This window comes from Massiliimalia massiliensis (assembly GCF_900155615.1).
In the GTDB taxonomy this organism is placed as follows: domain Bacteria; phylum Bacillota; class Clostridia; order Oscillospirales; family Ruminococcaceae; genus Massiliimalia; species Massiliimalia massiliensis.
Genome location: NZ_FUHT01000003.1, coordinates 506,835 through 526,768, shown reverse-complemented (window position 1 = coordinate 526,768; position 19,934 = coordinate 506,835). Strand labels below are relative to the sequence as shown.

17 protein-coding genes and 1 tRNA gene are annotated in these 19,934 nt (G+C 46.2%); 8 read left to right on the top strand and 10 right to left on the bottom strand.

The features are described 5' to 3' along the window. Window positions 1-174 precede the first annotated feature (174 nt). The 5 genes from CZ360_RS06585 (at window position 175) to CZ360_RS06565 (ending at window position 2,924) form a co-directional block, all read left to right on the top strand. A complete protein-coding gene (locus CZ360_RS06585; RefSeq protein ID WP_077533370.1) occupies window positions 175-531 on the top strand; it encodes a PadR family transcriptional regulator in 357 nt (118 codons plus the stop codon). Further along, the gene (locus CZ360_RS06580; RefSeq protein ID WP_077533369.1) at window positions 518-898 is read left to right on the top strand and encodes a DUF6120 family protein; all 381 of its coding nucleotides are present in this window, start codon (window positions 518-520) and stop codon (window positions 896-898) included. The genes CZ360_RS06585 and CZ360_RS06580 overlap by 14 nt, the downstream gene beginning before the upstream one ends. 8 nt (window positions 899-906) lie before the next feature. Next, complete coding sequence (locus tag CZ360_RS06575; protein WP_077533368.1) at window positions 907-1,431, top strand: hypothetical protein; 525 nt, start codon at window positions 907-909, stop codon at window positions 1,429-1,431. Between the two features lie 127 nt (window positions 1,432-1,558). Beyond that, complete coding sequence (locus CZ360_RS06570) at window positions 1,559-2,014, top strand: helix-turn-helix domain-containing protein (RefSeq protein WP_077533367.1); 456 nt, start codon at window positions 1,559-1,561, stop codon at window positions 2,012-2,014. Between the two features lie 7 nt (window positions 2,015-2,021). Next, the gene (locus CZ360_RS06565) at window positions 2,022-2,924 is read left to right on the top strand and encodes a HipA domain-containing protein (protein ID WP_077533366.1); all 903 of its coding nucleotides are present in this window, start codon (window positions 2,022-2,024) and stop codon (window positions 2,922-2,924) included. Between the two features lie 530 nt (window positions 2,925-3,454). Here the strand turns inward: CZ360_RS06565 and CZ360_RS06560 are convergent. The 6 genes from CZ360_RS06560 to CZ360_RS06530 form a co-directional block, all read right to left on the bottom strand. After that, the gene (locus CZ360_RS06560; RefSeq protein WP_077533365.1) at window positions 3,455-4,885 is read right to left on the bottom strand and encodes an MATE family efflux transporter; all 1,431 of its coding nucleotides are present in this window, start codon (window positions 4,883-4,885) and stop codon (window positions 3,455-3,457) included. Window positions 4,886-5,212: 327 nt separating this feature from the next. Then, window positions 5,213-6,376 carry an iron-containing alcohol dehydrogenase gene (locus tag CZ360_RS06550; RefSeq protein WP_077533363.1) on the bottom strand — a complete coding sequence of 388 codons (1,164 nt, stop codon included), beginning with the start codon at window positions 6,374-6,376 and terminating at the stop codon, window positions 5,213-5,215. Window positions 6,377-6,447: 71 nt separating this feature from the next. Further along, window positions 6,448-8,922 carry a glycoside hydrolase family 38 N-terminal domain-containing protein gene (locus CZ360_RS06545; RefSeq protein WP_143530175.1) on the bottom strand — a complete coding sequence of 825 codons (2,475 nt, stop codon included), beginning with the start codon at window positions 8,920-8,922 and terminating at the stop codon, window positions 6,448-6,450. Between the two features lie 164 nt (window positions 8,923-9,086). Then, the gene (locus tag CZ360_RS06540) at window positions 9,087-9,938 is read right to left on the bottom strand and encodes a carbohydrate ABC transporter permease (RefSeq protein WP_077533361.1); all 852 of its coding nucleotides are present in this window, start codon (window positions 9,936-9,938) and stop codon (window positions 9,087-9,089) included. After that, window positions 9,928-10,860, bottom strand: a complete 933-nt coding sequence (locus CZ360_RS06535; protein WP_077533360.1) for a carbohydrate ABC transporter permease — start codon at window positions 10,858-10,860, stop codon at window positions 9,928-9,930. The genes CZ360_RS06540 and CZ360_RS06535 overlap by 11 nt, the downstream gene beginning before the upstream one ends. Before the next feature lie 89 nt (window positions 10,861-10,949). Beyond that, window positions 10,950-12,278, bottom strand: coding sequence for an ABC transporter substrate-binding protein (locus CZ360_RS06530; protein WP_077533359.1), 1,329 nt, complete (start codon window positions 12,276-12,278; stop codon window positions 10,950-10,952). A gap of 449 nt (window positions 12,279-12,727) precedes the next feature. On the opposite strand from CZ360_RS06530, the gene CZ360_RS06525 reads away from it, so the two are divergent. Both CZ360_RS06525 and CZ360_RS06520 read left to right on the top strand, forming a co-directional pair. Beyond that, on the top strand, window positions 12,728-13,957 hold the full coding sequence (locus CZ360_RS06525) for an ROK family protein (protein WP_077533358.1): 1,230 nt from the start codon (window positions 12,728-12,730) through the stop codon (window positions 13,955-13,957). Window positions 13,958-13,972: 15 nt separating this feature from the next. Then, complete coding sequence (locus CZ360_RS06520; protein ID WP_077533357.1) at window positions 13,973-14,440, top strand: hypothetical protein; 468 nt, start codon at window positions 13,973-13,975, stop codon at window positions 14,438-14,440. 64 nt (window positions 14,441-14,504) lie between these two features. On the opposite strand, the gene CZ360_RS06515 is transcribed toward CZ360_RS06520, so the two are convergent. The 4 genes from CZ360_RS06515 to CZ360_RS06500 form a co-directional block, all read right to left on the bottom strand. Then, a tRNA-Glu gene (locus tag CZ360_RS06515) sits at window positions 14,505-14,579 on the bottom strand. 94 nt (window positions 14,580-14,673) lie between these two features. After that, a complete protein-coding gene (locus CZ360_RS06510; protein ID WP_077533356.1) occupies window positions 14,674-15,783 on the bottom strand; it encodes a CPBP family intramembrane glutamic endopeptidase in 1,110 nt (369 codons plus the stop codon). Between the two features lie 14 nt (window positions 15,784-15,797). Next, entirely contained in the window at window positions 15,798-16,730 is a 933-nt protein-coding gene (locus tag CZ360_RS06505; protein ID WP_077533355.1) for a hypothetical protein, read from the bottom strand. 113 nt (window positions 16,731-16,843) lie between these two features. Continuing rightward, window positions 16,844-18,073: an LCP family protein gene (locus tag CZ360_RS06500; protein WP_077533354.1), complete on the bottom strand. Its 1,230-nt coding sequence runs from the start codon at window positions 18,071-18,073 to the stop codon at window positions 16,844-16,846. A 362-nt stretch (window positions 18,074-18,435) separates the two neighbouring features. Here CZ360_RS06500 and proS point away from each other — a divergent pair, with 362 nt between their 5' ends. Beyond that, the gene (gene proS / locus CZ360_RS06495) at window positions 18,436-19,875 is read left to right on the top strand and encodes a proline--tRNA ligase (RefSeq protein ID WP_077533785.1); all 1,440 of its coding nucleotides are present in this window, start codon (window positions 18,436-18,438) and stop codon (window positions 19,873-19,875) included. Window positions 19,876-19,934: the final 59 nt, after the last annotated feature.

Here is a 19,934-nt window from a genome sequence, read left to right as displayed (position 1 = left end):
ATAGAATTTATAGATCTACCGGCAATCCATATTTGTTTATATTTCCTAATTTCAATATAACATAGTTAATATACATTGTCAACATATATTCTTTGATAAATAGTATTTGAAAAAGGCTATATTTTGTAGTATAATATATACAGATAGAAAAAACTGCGGCAAGGAGGTGGTTATTTGGCTCTTTCAGATAACTTTAAACGTGGGACGATTGAGCTTCTGCTGTTGACCTTACTCAATGAAGAAGATAAATACGGCTACCAACTGGCGAGCGAGCTGGAAGCCAAAAGCGACGGAAACTACACATTAAAAGAAAGCTCTTTGTATCCTCCGCTATACAGACTGGTAGAAAAAGGGTTTATAACCAGCCGAGACCAGCTCGTAAAAGGAAGGAACCGAGTATATTATCACATCGAACCTGTCGGAAAAGAGCATTTAGCTCAACTGCAAAAAGATTACTTGTCCCTGACGAAAGGTACCTTTAAAATATTAGGCGTTGATTGTTTGGAGGAATTTGGCAATGAAAAAGAATAAGGAATTGACTGACTACTGTAAAGCCGTAAAGAAAAATCTGCATTGTTCTAAACAACTGAAAAAGGAAATTCTGCACGCATTGGAAAGCGATATTGAAGAATATTTAGAACAAAATCCTGATACGACAGCAGAAGATGTCCGGGAGCATTTTGGCGATCCTGCCGATTTTGCCAGGGAATCGCTGTCCGTATTAGATGATGAAGAAATCCAGCGGCAAATCAGTAAATCCAAATTCATCAAGCGAATCGTTTTAATTGCTGTAATTATTATCTGTCTTGTCTTTACGACAACCGCTATTTGGGTCATTGTAGAAAATTCAAGAACAGCGATATACTATTATTCAGAAGAAATCGGTGAATACGAATAGGAGATACTATGACAAAAAAACCATTGACAATTTTATTGAACACAATATTGAGCAGTATCATGGTTATCGCTGTTTTATGCTCTATTCCTGTTGTTTCCGCTAATGCGTCAGAAACTGAAACAACAGCGCCTATGGAAAACATCATCAGCGAAACAACGGAATATCATTCGGACGGTTCATCAACAACCATAATTGTTGCCGAACTGCCGCAGCCGCAATCCAGGGCAAGTGCATATACAAAAAAAGGATACAAAACATATATCGCAAGGGACAAAAAAGGCAACGAACAGTGGCGCTTTACACTCAACGGAACCTTTTCTGTTAATCCCGGAGTTAACGCTGTCTGCACAGCCGCTTCTTACAGCATAAAAATCACCAATAATTCTTGGCAAAAAGAATCAGCTTCAGCCAAACGCTCCGGAAACCAGGCGATAGGCGAAGCTGCATTTATAAAAAAAATGCTGTTGATTACAACAGAAAAGAAAAGCTGCCGTGTAGTTTTAAGCTGCGATAAAAACGGAAAATTATCTTAACCAATAAAAGCGCTGATTCTTCTGAATAATCTATAAGCGGGAGTAACACTACTCCCGTTTTTTATATCGCAAAATCGTTGACAAATTATCGGCGTACCGATATAATGTGCTTAAAGGAGTGATTCAGATGGATTTACAATTACTGCTTGACACAAAGAAAATATCAAAACACCATTTGTCAAAAATAAGCGGCGTCCCCAATACCACAATACTGGATATTTGCTCCGGCAGAAGCTCCATTGAAAAATGCAACGCAAAAACAGTATTGCTGCTTGCAAGAGCGCTGGGCTGCACAATGGAAGATATTATGTCGCTGGACAGTCCCAATGAATATAGCAGGAATACGGGACTGCCAATCGACAAAAGCTATTTTGAATGCGGACTGCCGCAGTATTTACAGACCTCTCTCGACAATATGAAGAAATCCTGGAAAATCATCGACAGCGGAAAAAACGACCTGCATTGGGATTTATATTGGTGTGAATTAAATGCGGACATAAACTCTGCGGAGGTCGATCATATCATCTCATCAGAACAAGCGTGGTATTTGAGAGAGAAATATTTAAGAATGGAAAGGGATTGATTTCTAAATGGATTTTACGAACTTACCGACAAAAAAGAAAACATACGGCGGAGCAAACGGAAGTAAAATTTCCGTAATCTATAACGGCGGGCAGTATATGCTGAAATTCCCCGGAACTGCGCCGAAGAATCAGGAGTTAAGCTATGCTAACGGCTGTATTTCCGAATATATCGGCTGTCATATATTTGAAATCATCGGCATTCCTGTTCAGGAAACATTACTGGGAACTTATACGAAGAACGGCAAGGAAAAAATTGTTGTCGCCTGCAAGGACTTTACAAAATCAGGCGTAGTATTGCAGGATTTTGCTTCCCTGAAAAATACGATTATCGACTCGGAACACAACGGATACGGCACGGAACTCAACGATATATTGCAGGCTATTGATGAACAGCAGGCTGTTGAACCACAGGTGCTGAAAGAATGGTTTTGGAATGTCTTTATTGTTGACGCATTAATCGGCAACTGGGACAGACACAACGGCAACTGGGGCTTTCTTTATGATGTTGATTCTGATGAAATGTCCCTCGCGCCGATATTTGACTGCGGAAGCTGTTTATTCCCGCAAGCAGATGAAAGTATTATGAGGGCAACCCTTGCAGACAAAGCGGAACAAAATCTGCGTACATTTTCTATTCCGTTGTCCGGAATAAAGATAAACAACAGCAAGATAAATTATTTTGACTTTATCTCATCACTGGCGAACAAGGATTGCAGCAAAGCATTAAAAAGAATTTTACCGAGAATTGATATGGTCAAAATCAACGAAATGATTGACGAGACCCCTTATATTACGGATCTGCAAAAAACTTTTTACAAAACAATGCTTGCACAGCGCAAGGAAAAAATATTGGACTTTTCCTTAAAAAAGCTCCGCAGGCGGGAACGGGAGCAGCAGCTCGCCAAGTAAGCAGAAAAAAAGCAGGGCAAGCGCCCTGCTTTTTTAATTCTGTAAAAATTTAAATCGTACATTTGTATATCGCAAATGTTTGTGCTATGATATATGCGATGTAAGTGTGATTACTTATGTCGTTGCCAAAAAATCCTGCAACGAGCAAACTTTATGACACATTTTACATCATTTTATATTGAACCTTGACAGTTGAATAGAAACATTGGTGACATTCCGATAACAAAGAGCAGCTTCAGACGTTCCGCCACAACTACCTGTTTTTTCAAAATACAAAACGCAGATATATACAATATCTGGTCAGAAAGGTACGAGCAGAAACACAGCGTTCTGAATATACAATGATGATTACATTGGATTGCGATGAAGTGTTATCAGGGATAATGATACTTCTGTCCAGCCACAGCCCGAGCGTTGAAGCAATTTTTGTGGTTATTGTGAGCCGTCGCAGGCAATGGGGACAGCTGGGTGAGAACCACGCAGAGGAGTTATGTCCTATGGAGGTGTCACATCAACACCCCACCCGTGTTTTATTTGGGTGGGTCAGCTTGATTTTTGAATCGGCCTTTTTCTTCTTCCCGCTTCATCTGTCTCATCTCGAAGAAGATAAACACGAAGGCTAAAACCGCCGCCACACCGTCGGCAATCGGCCCGGCATACATCACTCCGTCGATCCCCCAAAGCAAAGGGAAAATCAGAATCAGGGGAAGCAAAAATAGAATTTGGCGTGTTAAGGAAATAAAAATCCCTCTGTTCGCCTTCCCGATAGAGGTGAAGAAATTGGAAGTAACCGGCTGGATTCCGTTGATAAAGGTCAACAGCATAAAAATGCGCAGATAGCGGGTTGCGAACTCAAAATACTCATTGCTCCCTTTCCCGAAAATCGCGATAATCTCATGGGGTATAAGCTGGAAGCACAAAAAGAAAACCGTGGCAATAGCCGTTACCCAGATAGCCGCCAAGCGATAGGTTTTGCGCACACGCGCAAAGTTTTTCGCCCCATAATTAAATCCGACTATCGGCTGGCAGCCCTGTGCAATTCCGACAGAAAAAGCAACCAGTATAATATTGAGCTTTGATATCACCCCAACGCAGGCCAAGGGAATATCGCTCCCGTAATGGGACAACGCCCCATAATAGGTCAAGGTCTGGTTCATGGTAATCTGTACCACCGTCATAGCAAGCTGGTTCAGGCAGGCGGCCGCCCCCAGTGAGCAGATCGCCCAAACCCGCCCCGCATTCAGATGAAAATGCGCCCTGGTAAAGTGAATACTTTGAAACCGGGTCAGATAACCGATTACCAGGCAGCAGGAAACAGCCTGTCCAATCGAGGTGGCCAGCGCCGCCCCGGCAATTCCCATATTCAGCCCAAAAATAAAAAAGGCATCCAGAAAAATGTTGAGCACTGCCCCGGAAGCAATACTGATCATCGCAAAGGTTGGGCTTCCGTCTGCACGGATCAAATGACTCCCGCCGGTTGCAAACACAGCGAACGGAATCCCAAAGGCCGTTATCTGCGTATAGGACAGCGCATAGGGCAGTACCTTTTCCGTCGCGCCGAACGCGCCCATCAGCGGTCTTAAAAAGATCAGCACAGCCGCACAGATCACCAGCCCGCTGACCGCCAGCATAGTAATTCCAGTACCTACAATGTTTCCCGCCTTATCTGGGTTTCCACGGCCCATCTCCAGATTAAAATTGGAGGCAGTTCCCACGCCGCATAAAAGCGCGACTGCGGTACTGATGGTAGTCAGCGGAAACGCCACATTGGTCGCCGCATTTCCCAGCATTCCAACGCTCTGCCCGATAAAAATCTGGTCTACAATATTATACACTGCATTGACCAGAAAGCTCATTACCGCCGGTACCGCAAAGCGGATAATCAGTTTTCCAATCCGCTCCTTTGCCAAAAGCTCTTGTCTTGTCTGTCCCCGCTCCACTGCTCTCCTCCGTTCATTCATTCTGTTTTTAGTATACCCTTCTTTTTCTTTTCAGTCAAACACAGCATTTTAGCAGCGGGAGGATTGCCGTTTCAGGAGCAATGGCTGTTCTGCAAAAATTCTTTCCTATAAAAAGCAGGCAATCCACAATTGGATTGCCTGCTTTTTTGAACTCCTGCTCCCGCACAGAGCAGCCGTATTGAAAAACTGTTTGAGACCTACAGCAATGCATATTGCGGCCGGCTCTTTCCAGGGAGAGAAGATTCAAAGCAAATTCCATTTCAGCCTGGCGGAACAGCGCCCTTTATCGCGGACGCTATTCCGCGCTGAAAAAGGGAGTGCAAAAATTCAGGTTCTCTCATACCCATCCATTAGCTGACGGTAAATTTCATCAATCTCCGCAATCACCGGGTTCGCCTGATAATCCGGCAGATCATGACTGCGGTCTGCAATCCTGCGAATGGTCTGCGTCGATACGCCAAACCGACGGAAGCTGATCCACATCCCGATCTCTTTGAGCATCCGATCAATTGCCTCACAGCATTCATAAGAGGCTTCCTCGTCAGAAGCTCCAAACAGACCAGGCTCCAGAATCCGGCCAACCGCCGCAAACTTTTCTACTGCGGCCGGCCTGGTGAAGCGCAAAAATGAAGGATAGGTCAGCGCCAGTGACTCGCCGTGCATAATCTGCGGGCAATGTCCGCTAATGGTCATTCCCACACCGTGCGGCAGGGTTACGCCGGCATTTGCGATAGCAAGCCCGCCGCAGGTATCTGCCCAGGCCATCCCCTCCCGTGCTTCTATATCGCCCGGATCACGGACAGCCCGCCGCAGATATTTCGCTGTCATCCGGATGCCCTCCAGTGCAATGATATCAGTATAGAGTGAGCTTTTGACATTGAGATAGCTTTCAAAGCAATGACAGAAGGCATCAAAGCCAGTGGAAGCCGTAATATGCTCCGGCACTGTCAGCATTAGCTCCGGGTCGACCAGCGCAGCCCTGGGATAGATCAGATTGTTAAACACCGCGCTTTTCGTACAGGTTTCTGTTTCTGTCATAACTGCGACCTGTGTCACCTGAGACCCTGTGCCTGACGTCGTAGTCACTGCAATGCAGGGCAAGGTTTTTTCCGGCTGGGGAGTTTTGAAAAAGAGATAATCCCACGCCCGTCCCGGATTGACAGCCGCCATGGCGATTGCCTTTGCCGTGTCCATTGAGGAACCTCCGCCGAGGCCGATAACAACATCTACCTGCTCCTGCCTTGCCAGCTCTGTGCCGGCGTCTACGCTTTCGGTGGTGGGATTCGGAACAACGCCGTCAAAATGAACGACGCGCAGTCCGGCCTCTTTCAAATATGCTTTTACTTTCTGGTAAAGCGCAGAAACTGCCGGAAATTCCGGAACGGTCACCAGTAGAGCCACTGTCCCGTATTCCTTTGCAACAGCACCGATCCGGCTGATTTTCCCTTTGCCAAAAATAATTTTTGTTGTCTGTTCATATGAAAAGTCCATAAAAGAATTCACCGTGCTTTCTTATTGTTTTTAGGCCAATATCAAAGGAAAAATAATCATCGACACCATTTCTACCGAAATCGCAGCTCAAACACCTCATAGGGTCGGGTATCCAGACAGGCAGTTCCATGATTTCCCGCTACGTCTGTTTTTTTCGGCAATTCCAGTTCAGAGGAATACAATACCGTTCCATCCCTGCCCGAAACATCGAACATACGCACGATCATCTCATCCCCTGCCGGTTCTACCGCTGTCGGGATAATATTTTCACTGTCGATTGTCAGGAAGGTCTTTTCCTCCACCGCTTCCGGAGACAGTACAGCAACCGGCGGGGTAATTCTTTCGATGATTTTTCTGCTGAACGCAACCGGATCGTCATTTTCTGCTATGCTGATAGAATAATGGTAGGAGCTGGTTCCATTAAGCCGCAGATCATAAATTTCAAAGGTCGACCATCCCCACGGAGAACGGTTGGTAAAGTTGTTGGAGCCCCATGCCAGCAGGTTGACAAGCTGCCCGTCCGATACCCAGGTCTTTGGCGTACCGGTATGCTCATAAACAAGCCCTTTTCCGCGTTCTGTAACCGCTATCGCGTTGGCGGGATGAAGCGGGCGGTCCTGCCGGCTCTTTACTACGCCAAACGGCTCGTCAATCAGAATATCCGAGTCATCCTGCGCCAAATCCCAATAGAGGCAGAGCTTGCTTTCATCATGATAGAAATCTCCCATTTCGTGATGGTCAAAGGTCACGTCTAAATCAAAATCAATTGTTTGGCACGCGCCATGCGGAAGCTTCATCATCATTTTATAGGGAATCGTCCCCATCTCGCCCTCTACCATCAGCCGGTCATACAGCGCTCCGGGATATAAAACGGCACGCTTCCCTGTATCTTCATTGCTGATCCACTCGGTAGATTTATCAGCATGAGTCAACCGGCCCTTCAGAAGGTTTCCAAATCCGTTCAGCCGTTCTCCGCTCAGCTTGGAGCAAAGTGAGGAAATCCGCCCGTCCGGAAGGATTGTCACGCGCATCACATCATTTTCAAACTGATACGGCCCGGTAATTACAATCTCCTTCTCTTCATTTAATTTTGGTTCCAATCGGAATGAGCGATAACCGAGTCCGTCCATCCGGGCTTCAAAGCAGAGCTTCCCGTCCTGCATCTGGCTCGGCAGTTCCTGATCCTGATCAAAAACACGGTACGCTCTGCCCGGCACGTCGACACTTACCCATTGTCTGCGCGCCACAGGAAGTGTGTTGAACACTGTGACATATCTGCTGTCCTTGTCAGACGTACCGCCGACAGCCTCCGACGCAAGCTTAATATAGCTTGCAGCTGAAGCTGCAGCCTGATCCATCTGCGCAATATAAGCATCCTTCAGTTCCTGCGTGTCATACCAGTTGATGTCGTGATGCTGGGCGGACAAAAGCTGATCCCATGCTGTATCAGCGTCAAACGGTTCTATTTTGCGCCCGGCCAAGCCCGCCAGCACCTGCATGGTTTCGGCAGCAAGCAAAGCCTGTTCCGTTGAACGGTAGGCCTTGAACATTTTTTCTCCGAATTCCCCTTCGCAGTATGACCAGTAGGTGTAATACCGGATTTTTGGCATCCGCGTTGCTGTTTTCAGTTCCTCGTCCAGCGCTTCGGACATCAGCCAGAATGTTCCAACACGCTTCCGGTCAGCGATATAATCATCATTTACTTCTACCAGGTCAGGGCATTCAATAATAATACTGCCGTTGCGGTACAAGCCCCGATTTTCCTCATAGTTGGTGGGGTATTTCCGCTGGCCCTCCGGAAGCTCTTTCATCAGTGTTTCCTTAAAATCAGGATCCGTAACCTGTTCGTTAAATACTGCGGCAACCTCCAGATCCATGCTCAGATGGTTCTGTACAATCGGAAGATAAATCGGCAGACAGGTGCCGTCCAGCCCGCACCATCTTGCAAAAGTCTCGTTTCTGACCAGCTCTAATTGGCCAAAATTTGAGCAGATCTCCAATGCCGGAGTTTCTAAAAACTCAAACGCAGAAGTAAACCGATGAATCGCCGCCTTTTTGATTCCATATGCCGCCAAAAGCTGGGGCAGGTTTTCAAACAGCCCCGTTTCCTGATGCATGAACGTGTCGGCCCGGATTCCCAGAACCTCCCGGAAAATCTTTTCCCCATATCTGAGCTGACGCAGCGCCGATTCAGAACGGGCCTCATGATAATGCGCCTGCGCATAATCGCATCCGACAAATCCAAGCCTTTTTTCCTTCAGAAGCTGGTCGATCATCTCTTTTGCCTCCGGAAACTCCTCCAGGAACATCAGCAGTTCTTTTGCTGATAGGTCAAAATCTATTTTCATTTCCGGCGTATCCAGGACTTTTTTCATCATCTCATACATTTTCAGACAATATCCACGGACGTCATTTCCACCCCACGGCGGGACTGTTTCCAGCGCCCTGGGGGAAGATTGATCCGCGCCGATCAAGACCATCGGATGCTGTGCGCAGACCCATTTCCACTGATAGGATTCAGGATACATCAAAACCGAATCACTCATATTAATCACCAAGCCCTTGCCCCGCAAAGACTTCCTTTCTGAAAATTAGTAAATTACAAATATCATCATTCATCCTCCAGGCCTTTCTGACTCGCCCGGATATCCGACCGCGCCTCCTCAGGACAGGCATGGAAAACATTGTGATAGAATCTGTCTTTCCCCCGCTAAGCCTTCAAGCCGCCAAGTGCAATCCCCTCCATAAACCGTCTGGAGGCAAAGCAGTAAACAATCATAATGGGCAGAACCGACAGCAAAGCCGCCGCCATAATAACGCTCCATTCAGGACGCCGTCCCATCGACGACTGTACCGTATAAAGAGTCAAGCCAATCGGCAGGGTATACAGCTTCTGATCACTGATAATTACCAACGGCCAAATATAGTTGTTCCAGCTTCCCATAAAGGTAAAGATCGCCAGCGCCATTACAGTATTATTAACCATCGGCAAAAAAACCTTGAAAAACATCTGAAAGCGGTTACAGCCGTCGATCATCGCGGCATACTCATAGTCGATTGGGATCGACAGCATGGTCTGGCGCATTAAAAACGTCCCCATCGGGAAGGAAATCAAAGGCAGAATCAGCCCCGCCAGCGTATTGACCAGTCCCAGGTTATTCATCAGGAGGTAGGTCGGGATAAACAGCACTACAAACGGAATCCCCTGGGTCATAATGAAGATGTAGAAGATCACATCCCGTCCAAAGAAATGAAGCCGCGCAAAGCCAAAGGCCGCAAACGAAGAGATAATCGTACTGCATATTGTTACAACGACCGCGCATACAATGCTATTTTTCAAAAACGTCCCAAAGGCCGCAAAATTCCATGCGTCCAAATAGTTTTCTATCCGCCAATCACTCGGCCAAAGCGTATAGCTGTTCCCATAAAAATCATCCGCGGTTTTAAACGATGACACCAGCGCGGTAATAAACGGGATCAATACCAAAAGCAAAAGCAGGATTGCCAGCAAATAGGAGATCACCTTTTGAACAGGATTTCCCTTGATTTTATTACTTGTCATAGCAAACCCACCTTTTCGATAGTTTATTGTTAACCAACGCAATAATCAGAATAAAAATTGTGAGAATCCATCCGGTAGCCGAAGCCGGGCCAAACTCCATTGAACCGCCGAACGCCTTGCGGTAAATCAGATATGACGGCAGCAGCAGCGAATTGTCCGGGCCTGTGCCGATTACGCCAGAGGATGAGGCCAGGATAACAGCCATATCGAACTGTCCCCAGCAGGTAATCAGCCCCATGGACAGATAGAAAAAGATAATCGGAGTAGAAAGCGGCAATGTGATTTTAAAGAAAGAATGAAACATACTTGAGCCGTCAATTTTCGCCGCCTCATAATAGGTTTCCGGAATATCCAACAGCCCTGTCAGGAACACCACCATCCAATAGCCCAGGTTTGCCCACACCACGATAAAATAGAGGCATATCGGCGCCCAGGTCGAGCTTGACAGCCAGGTTGGCGGTTCTGATATACCGAATAATCTCAAAAAGCTGTTGATAAGCCCTACCTTTGGAGCCAGCATATAGCTCCATACCATGGCGATCATAACAGTTGAGCAGATGCTGGGCAAAAAATAGAAGAAGCGCAAAAAACGCTTGATGGGCAGCGCCTTGACCGCCAGCGCAGCTCCGTAGGAAAGGATAAATCCTCCCAGGATCGTCCAGATCGCATATTTGAAATTGTTGAATAGCGCCTCATGAAACATAGTATCCTTGAGTCCGTCAACAAAGTTTTTCAGCCCGACAAAGGTGCCCCCGCCAATCGGATTCCAATCCTGAAAGCTGATGGTAAAGGAAAAAATCAACGGGTACAGAGTAAATACCAGAATCCAAATGACATTTACGCTGATAAAAGCATATCCCGTCAAATTCTCCTTTAAAATTGCCTTTTTGCGGGCTGGAGTCAATTTTTTCTTGGTTTTCATTCTCAGGTCCACTCCCTTTTTACGGCAGATGGGATGGGTTTTCCCATCCCAACAGCCATAAAGCTATTTTCCTTTTTCACACTGAGATTTTATCCAACCTTCTCAATTGCATCCCAGTTGGCCATAATGGTCTCATACGCTTCATCACATACAGTTTTGGAATCCTTGTTTTCTACCCATACATTGGAAAGGGAGTTCATTGCATTCTGTACATTTGTGCCCAGGATATGATGGGTAAACGGGAAGTATTTCGCCCGGGAAGCAACAGCGCCCAGAAAGTCTTTATTAAAGGATTCCGGCTGCTGGTCAGGATAGGTATAGTAAGCTTCGTCTTCCAATGTTGCCGCGCTGGAAGGCATTGAGGACAACGCGCCGATATCGATGTTGTTGATTCCTTCCTCGCTTCCCCAGTGCTTCATGACCTCCCAGGAGGTCTCCACATCTTTCCCGTTTTTCGGGATGAACATACCGGAGCTTCTCGCCGGAGTTACATCGCCCTTCGCATTCGGGCCGGTTGGAGCAAAAATAACGTCCCAGTTGAAATCAATACTGTCAGCATTGGTGCGCAGGTAATTGACCGTCCAGGTTCCGTTATAGTGGAACGCCGCTTTTCCATCACGGAAAAGCTGGTCGGCCGGCGTTGTGGAATAAGAGGACGGTTCCGGTACTACTTTATCTTCGTAGATCAGCTTCCGCACAAATTCCATTGTATCTACTACCTCCGGGGAGTTAATGGTGCATTCGGACATATCGTCTGAAAATGCCGCGCCGCCATTGAGCATATACCAATATATCGGTTCATTAGACATCCCGTCGGACAGCCCATAAATTCCATTTCCCGAATCCGCCACCTTCAGGCAGATTTCCCGCATTTCGTCCCAGGTCCAGGAGCCGCGCGGTACGTCAATTCCGTTTTCCTCCAGCATGGTAGTATTGACATACATAAACCAAGCGCCATACCAGGATGGCAGTCCAACCATCTTACCATTGACAACCCAATCCGGTGAACCATAAAATTCCGAGAAGTCTACACTGTCTCGTTCCATGTATTCATCCAGTTCCAGCATCAGGCCGTTCTTCGCATAAGACGATACCATATCACTGTTGCAGAGAATCAGGTCAGCCGGATTTCCCGCGGTAATTTCCGAAACCATTTTTTGCACAAAACCGTCAAACGGAATATAATCGAAAACCACTTCAATACCGCTCTCAGGCGTCCATTTTTCCTTAAAGTATTTATCTGCGATTTCAATTTCATGTTCGCCCCACCAGTTGGCAAAATGCACCTGTTTTGTGCCGGATGAATCGCCGGCTCCGGTATTTCCGGACGTATCTGTTCCATTTCCGTTGTTGCCGCAGCCTACAGCAGTTGTGGCCAGCAGCGCGGCGCTCAATAAAGCAGCTAGTAATTTTTTCATAGTTTCCTCCTTGATAATTTTCGTTTCAAACTAGATCAATGCGGATGACCGATGCAATGGTTTTCCTATATCACCTCCAGCATGCCGCAAAAGCATACTTTTCCGTTCATAAAAATAGGTATAAAAAAACACCTGTTTTATAGCATAAACAGATGTTTTTAGAGAATAGTTGCATATATTTTATCCGCAAGAAAAAGTATGCTTTATCGCATATTACTTACATATCTTTATTAAGTAAGTTTTTACACATTTCCGTTTCTTCGATCCCTTTGATAATAAATATAACATATTTTATTTGTTTGTCAATAGTTTTTTATAAAAAATATATAATTTATTTTTCAAAAAAAGAATTGACATTTTAAAATCAGCACTATATAATAATAAAAACAGCAGTATCTTACGAAAGTTACATTAGTAATTCGCTTCTTTTATCTTGACTGGAGGTTCCTATGCCCACAAAAATTGATAAGAGCATCCTTAACAATATCAATAAGAAAAATATTATTAATGTGATTCGCGAGCATGATGTGATCTACAAAGCAGAAATAGCCCGGATGACCGACCTGAGCATCCCAACCGTCATGAAAATTACCGACGAGTTTATCTCAAACGGGCTGGTCCAGACGGTCGGAAAGGGAGAATCTACAGGTGGCAAGCCGCCGCAGCTTCTCCAGTTTGTGGCCGATGCGAGACATATTATCGGCGTGGATATCGGAACTACCAATATATCGGTGCTCCTCATTAACCTTGCCGCTCAGATCAAAATCAAGCATACCATTCCGACTGATCCCAGCCGGGATTTCGCTGTGATTATGACGCAGGTAATCGAGGCAGTTGCCTCTATTTTGAGTCAGCAGACTGAGACCGAAGCCGAAAATATCCTTGGTATCGGTGTTGGAGTAGCCGGATTGATTTCATCCGCTGAGGGCAAGGTTTTGTTCTCACCAGACTTTGGATGGCGTCAGCAGGATATCAAAAAGCCGCTTTATGACGCTTTCCGCCTGCCGGTATTTGTCGATAACGTCACCCGCGCCATGGCAATGGGAGAGCTGTGGTTTGGACTGGGACAGGACGTCAATGACTTTCTATGCATCAACCTTGGCTACGGGATCGGCGCCGCAATCGTCATCGACAATGAGGTATACAGCGGCCGGCGAGGACTAAGCGGCGAATTCGGACATATGACGATGGACAAAAACGGTCCGAAATGTGATTGTGGAAATTATGGCTGTCTGGAAGCGCTCTCTTCTGCGAATGCCATGTCAAAGCAGGCGCGCACAGCCATTCAAAGCGGTGCGCATTCTACAATTTCCTTGGTAGTCAACGGAGATCTGGAAAAAATCGATGCAAAAGTAATCTTTGAATGCGCCCAGGCCGGGGACGCACTTGCCAATAATATTGTGAACCAGGCGATCAAATATTTAGGCATCGCGATTGCAAGCGCGGTAAATTTCCTAGACCCTCAGCTCATTATTCTGGAGGGCGGGGTCAGCCGTGCCGGGGAGGCGCTTCAGCTTCCCCTCACCCAGGAAGTAGAGCGGCATGTCATGCCCTTCCGGGAGCATTCCGTCAACATTATGACCTCCCACCTAGGCTCCGATGCAGCCGCAATAGGAGCTGCTGCATTCCTTCTGAAAAACCTAGTGGAGCATGGTGGAAAGATACAACTATCCGAATAAGAAAGGAGGGATTCGATGAATCGGAAAATACTCATTGAAGAGATTGCACCCGGAAAAATACCGGGCGTCGAGGTGGAATTATTTCAGCCACAGAACACCGGACACGACACCTATTTTGAGTGGACGCCCTGTTCCCTGATCGTTGAAATGGGCTCTTCACAGATTAGCGGCGGTTTTCTGGAAGCATGGCACCATGCACCTGTCTTTCAACAGGTGGAATCGCATATTCATCCCGAAATGTTCTATTTTTTCTCCGGAACTGCGATCATGCTTTTTGCGGATGTGAAGGACGGCGCGGTAGATCCCAACAGCATCCAGATTGTCCGGATTCCTAACCGGACACAGATTATTATTTCTGCTGGAAAAGCGCATTTTGTCGCAGTAGCGGAAGGGAATGAACCAGTCGGGATCGTGGTTGTGTCCCCAAAAATGGAAGCGCCGCGTCTTGACCTGCCCTTTACTGTAGAAGGTGTTACCGAATAAGCCTATCTTTCTTAACAAAAAGCAGAAGGGACAGATACAAAGAGTATCTGTCCCTTCTGCTTTTTGGCACTCCGTACGGGGGTCGAACCCGTGCTTCAAGAATGAGAATCTTGCGTGTTAACCACTTCACTAACGGAGCATCTTATTTCGACTTATCTATTATACAACGATTCAGACAGGTTGTCAAGAAAAGACGGAATAAAAAATCCGTCTTTTCTTTCATTTCTTTTTCATTATGCGATAGAAGTAAATATTCCAAACAGCATCATCGCAGCCATGATCGCGATGAAAACAATGATAAAAGCGGAGGAAAAGAAATTCTGATACAAGTTCGGCACTGTAATAATATTGTCACGCTGGGCGCTCAATGGGTCATCGCTGGTAAAATGTATGTTTTTCCTCAGCACAATCAGCAGAATCACTGTTGCGATAAAGCATGCGATCATCAGCATACCGCCAGCCATATTGACCGCTATGTAAACTCCGGAATTTTCCGGGAACAGGCTTTGCAGTGCTTCCAGTGAAACACTTACAGCATTATTCAGAATATGCAGCCCAATTGCAAGCTTGACTGATCCGGTTTTTACTGTGACATAGCAGAGTACTAAGCCCATTAAAAAGGCCGGGAACATCTGAGCAAAATTGCCATGCATGATTCCAAACAAAATAGAGGTAACCATAGAAGCAAAAAAGAGATTGTATCGGCTCAACGACCGCAGAATAACGCCGCGGAACATCAATTCTTCTGTAATCGGAGCGATAACGCAGCAAAACAGCACATAAAACACCGCGCCCAATACAGAATCTGTTGGGAAGGAAAGGCTGCTGCCCGGCGCGCGAAAGCCAACAAGACCTAGGCCGGCATTAATTAGCTGGTAAATAATTCCGCCGACAAAATTTAATCCAAAAAGGAAAACAATACTTAAGCCGACAAACCCGGCGGTTGGCCGCACACCCTGAAACAACCCCTTCAGCCGGATTCCGCTGCCTTTGGAGCAGTACCATACAGGAATCATATTGCTGAAAAACATAATCACTGCAATCGGAACATAATAAAGCCCCGTGGAGAAAATCGGGTCGGTGAGCATCATATTCAAAACAATCTGATAGATTGCTTGAAAACTCGTCTCTCCTGTTGCCGCAACATACTGCATAGCCTCCGAAAAAGCGCGGAAAAAAAGATAAACAAACTCAAACAAAAACATCAGTACAAACTGCAGGAGCAAAGACAACAGCATTGTTTTCGCAACTCGATTGCTGTTCTTCTTAAAATAAAAACGCTTCTTTTCTTCTACCTGCTGCCATGTTTCAAATCCCTGTGATGATCCATAATTTGGTGTCATTGGGCTCTTCCTCTCTATGATATAAATTCCCGAAGCAGGCTATCCTCCGGAATCAAAGCCGGGTTTACCGGTGCAAACTGCGAAATTTCCGCCAGCAACTGGTCAATGACCGCTTCATAAGGTCCCTTATCCTCTAAACCGCCTAATTCCCGCATCGCTCTGCCAGCATAGACAAACGGCTCATAGGCATGGGCAGAATTTAAATGGTAGTCAGCATAGCACCGGAACGGCTTAATATAGTCCTCTTCCCCGCGTACCACATATTCCCATAGCTTGAGTGTGTTCACCGGATCAGAGTTACGGTGAACCTGATCCCGCAGAATCCTTCTCAGCAGCCGTAGGGAGCGTGCCTTCAACAGAATATGTCCATCTCCGTCCACAAAGTCGCTGTGAACGCTGACATAAATGCGGAAGATGCGGCTCGGATCAAACTGTCCGGCAAGGCGCGGGTTCAGCGCATGGATCCCCTCAAAAATAATATAGGTGGATTCATCAAAAGTAACGGAAAAGGTTTTTTCCGAACGCTTGGCTATTGAAAAATCAAAAATCGGAAACTCCGCATAGCCGGTTTCTTTCAGTTGTTTGACCAGGCCATTAAATTCATTGACATCCAATCCATCGATGCTTTCGTAGTTGACATAACCATCGTTCCAGCGCGGCAGTTCATCATAAGGCTTATAGAAGTTATCAAGGGAAATCCGGTGAACCGTCTTCCCAAGCTGTGCAAGGCTTCTTTGAATCAGCTTCGCTGTCGTGGTCTTCCCGGAAGAAGACGGCCCTGTCAGCAGGATGATCCTGTGGTCCTCCTGAAGAATCTGATGGGCAACCTGTTCGATTTTCTGATGAAAATCACATTCGGACAGCGCAATTAAATGATTGGGGTCCTCTTTGATCAGCGCCGAAACCTCCTGCGCATCAATCCGGCACATCTCGCCACAATATTTCACGGTAATCCCTCTTTCCTATATGGAAGCTCTGTCCTTCACAACCTTATTTCGCTGCAAAAAACAGAGCTTTCTATTATTGTTATTCTGTCGTACAGGCAGGACAGAAGCAGGAATTACGCCGCGGTATCGGACGACAGGTCAGACGAGGTATCAGTATCCGGTTCATACTGCTGCTGGAAGGTCAGATCATCATAAACAAATTTATGGATCATATCTGCAGCCTGCTCCGTATCGTAAACATAATACCAGACACCATTCTTAATCACTGTGTTTGTCCCGCTCTGACTAATATCAATATACTCATTCGGGAAGGCCTGCATTTCCAGCTTTAAGTCCTCCGCTGTCATAATGCTGGCCAAACTGATAATCTTGCCGTAATCCAGAGAGGTTTCACACATCGGCAGAAGCTCTCTGGCAAAGCCCGGATATTGGGAGAATTCCATATTCATCGCAGTTTTAAACAGCTCGCTCAGCACTTCCCTCTGACGTTCCGTGCGGGCATCGTCTGTCCCGACATAACGAATTCTGGAAAAGGCAACCGCCTGCGGCCCGTTCAAATGGATCTTTGTTCCCGCAAGGCTGGTATCCAGGCGGTTTGATTCATCTCCTGTGATTTCAACCACCAGCTTGTTCAGATGCTTCATCTCCGCAGCACTGACCTCAATATCCACCCCGCCGGCCGCATCAATAATTTCGGCAAGCTGGTAGAAGTTAACCGCAACATAATCCTGAATATCTGTATGGAAGGTCTGATTAAAGGTCTTAATTGCCAGCTCCGGCCCGCCATACGCATAGGCGGCGTTGATTTTATCTTTCCCATAGCCGTCGATATTTACCAGCGTATCGCGCGGAATGGAAACTATTTTTATCTTGTCGTGCTTATTGTCAATTGTCAGCATCATCAGCGCGTCTGTCCGGCCCTTAACCTGAGTTTTGCTCCGGGTATCCATCCCGCAAAGCAGAATATTGGTTACGCTGTCATCCCGCTCGATTTCGCTGTTGATTCCAAGATCAGCGCCCTCGAGAATCGGTTTAATTCTTAATCCACCGAAATAGTACTGGAACAGGAAAACCAAAAGTCCCGCCAAAACCAGGAGGACAATTACTGTAATGAGCAGAGCCTTTTTCCCTTTGCTCATTTTCTGTTTTCTGCGTCGGTTATACTGCTTGCTCCTTGAACTGCCGGAGGACTTCCGGCCGCCCCTGGAACGGGACGGGGCGGTACGCCCCCGACTGCTGCTGGAGGAAGTTCTTCTTCCAGTTCTGCTATCGTATTCTGCTACTACAGAAGAACCGCGTACCACACGCTTTTTCCCGGACTGCGGCCGATTTTGATCCTGCATTCACAAACACATCCTAACCTTTTTATTATCCGTTTTTTCATCACAAATACTCTTATATCATTTTATTTTATCATGTAAAAACTATGTAACATGCAAACAGATATGTTATATTATATCACCTGGCGGCAGCAAATTCAATGAAAATGATGTAAATAAGGCATGAATCGACTGTTTTTAATTGTTATTTCTTCCTTTATTTTTCAATTTTTATCATACTAATTGTTTTTTCTTCTATTTTTATACAAAATGTAATTATTTTTATTCTTTTCTGCGAAAAGAATATTGCTTTTTCTTTCTATAAATGTTAGAATAATTTACATATATGACGACTGAAAAACCAAAAGGGAATGGTGAACAATAAGATGGCAAAACAGAAAAAAATGGTAGAAGCGATCACCTCTATGGATGAGGATTTCGCTAAATGGTATACCGATGTTGTGAAAAAGGCTGAACTAACCGACTATTCGGGCGTAAAGGGCTGCATGGTAATCCGGCCATACGGATATGCGATCTGGGAAAATATCCAGAAGGATCTGGACGCCCGCTTTAAAAAAACAGGGCATGAAAATGTTTACATGCCGCTGCTGATTCCGGAAAGCCTTCTTCAGAAGGAAAAAGACCATGTAGAGGGCTTTGCTCCGGAGGTTGCCTGGGTCACCCAGGGCGGCCAGGAAAAGCTGGCTGAACGGCTCTGTATCCGGCCGACCTCAGAGGTGCTGTTCTGCGAGCATTACCAGAAAATAATCAATTCCTACCGCGATTTGCCAAAGCTGTATAACCAGTGGTGCTCTGTCATGCGTTGGGAGAAAACCACCCGTCCGTTCCTGCGTTCCTCTGAATTTTTGTGGCAGGAAGGACATACCATGCACGAAACCGAGGAAGAAGCCAGACAGGAAACCATGCAGCAGCTTCAGACCTATGCGGATTTTTACAAAGAAACGCTTGCAATCCCCGCGGTAACCGGACGGAAAACCGAGAAAGAAAAATTCGCCGGCGCACGGGAAACCTATACGATTGAGCCGATGATGCATAACGGCGTTGCGCTTCAGGGCGGAACCTCCCACTACTTTGGGGACGGCTTTGCGAAAAGCTTCGGCATTACATTTGCCGGACGTGATAACACCCTGCAATATCCCCATCAAACCTCCTGGGGCGTTTCTACCCGAATGATTGGGGCTATTATCATGGTACACGGAGATGACAACGGGCTGGTACTCCCGCCCAAGGTTGCTCCGATTCAGGTAGTCATCGTGCCGATTGCAATGCATAAAGAAGGGGTGTTGGAAAAGGCAAGAGAAATCGCCGCCAAGCTTTCCGAAGTTTTCCGCGTGAAGCTGGATGATTCCGACAATTCACCCGGCTGGAAATTCAGTGAATATGAGATGAAAGGCGTGCCGCTTCGTCTTGAAATCGGGCCGAAGGATATCGAGCAGAATCAATGCGTCCTGGTTCGGCGCGACAACCGTGAGAAAACCTTTGTCTCACTTGACAGCCTGACGGAAGAAATCCCGCGGCTCCTACAGGCAGTCCATGACGGGTTGTATGAAAAGGCACTGAAAAACCTGGAAGAGAAAACCTATGTTGCCCGCAATTACGATGAATTCTTAGATATTGCCGCAAATAAGCCCGGTTTTATTAAAGCAATGTGGTGCGGCGATGTAGAATGTGAAAATAAGATCAAGGAGGATACCGGAGGAGTAAAATCCCGGTGCATCCCATTTGAAGAGGAACATCTCTCCGATGTCTGCGTCTGCTGCGGAAAGCCGGCCAAGCATCAGGTCTACTGGGGAAAACAATATTAATCAACAATAAAAGCGGTGGAAAGCAAATTTGCCTTCCACCGCTTTTTGATTTAGATTAC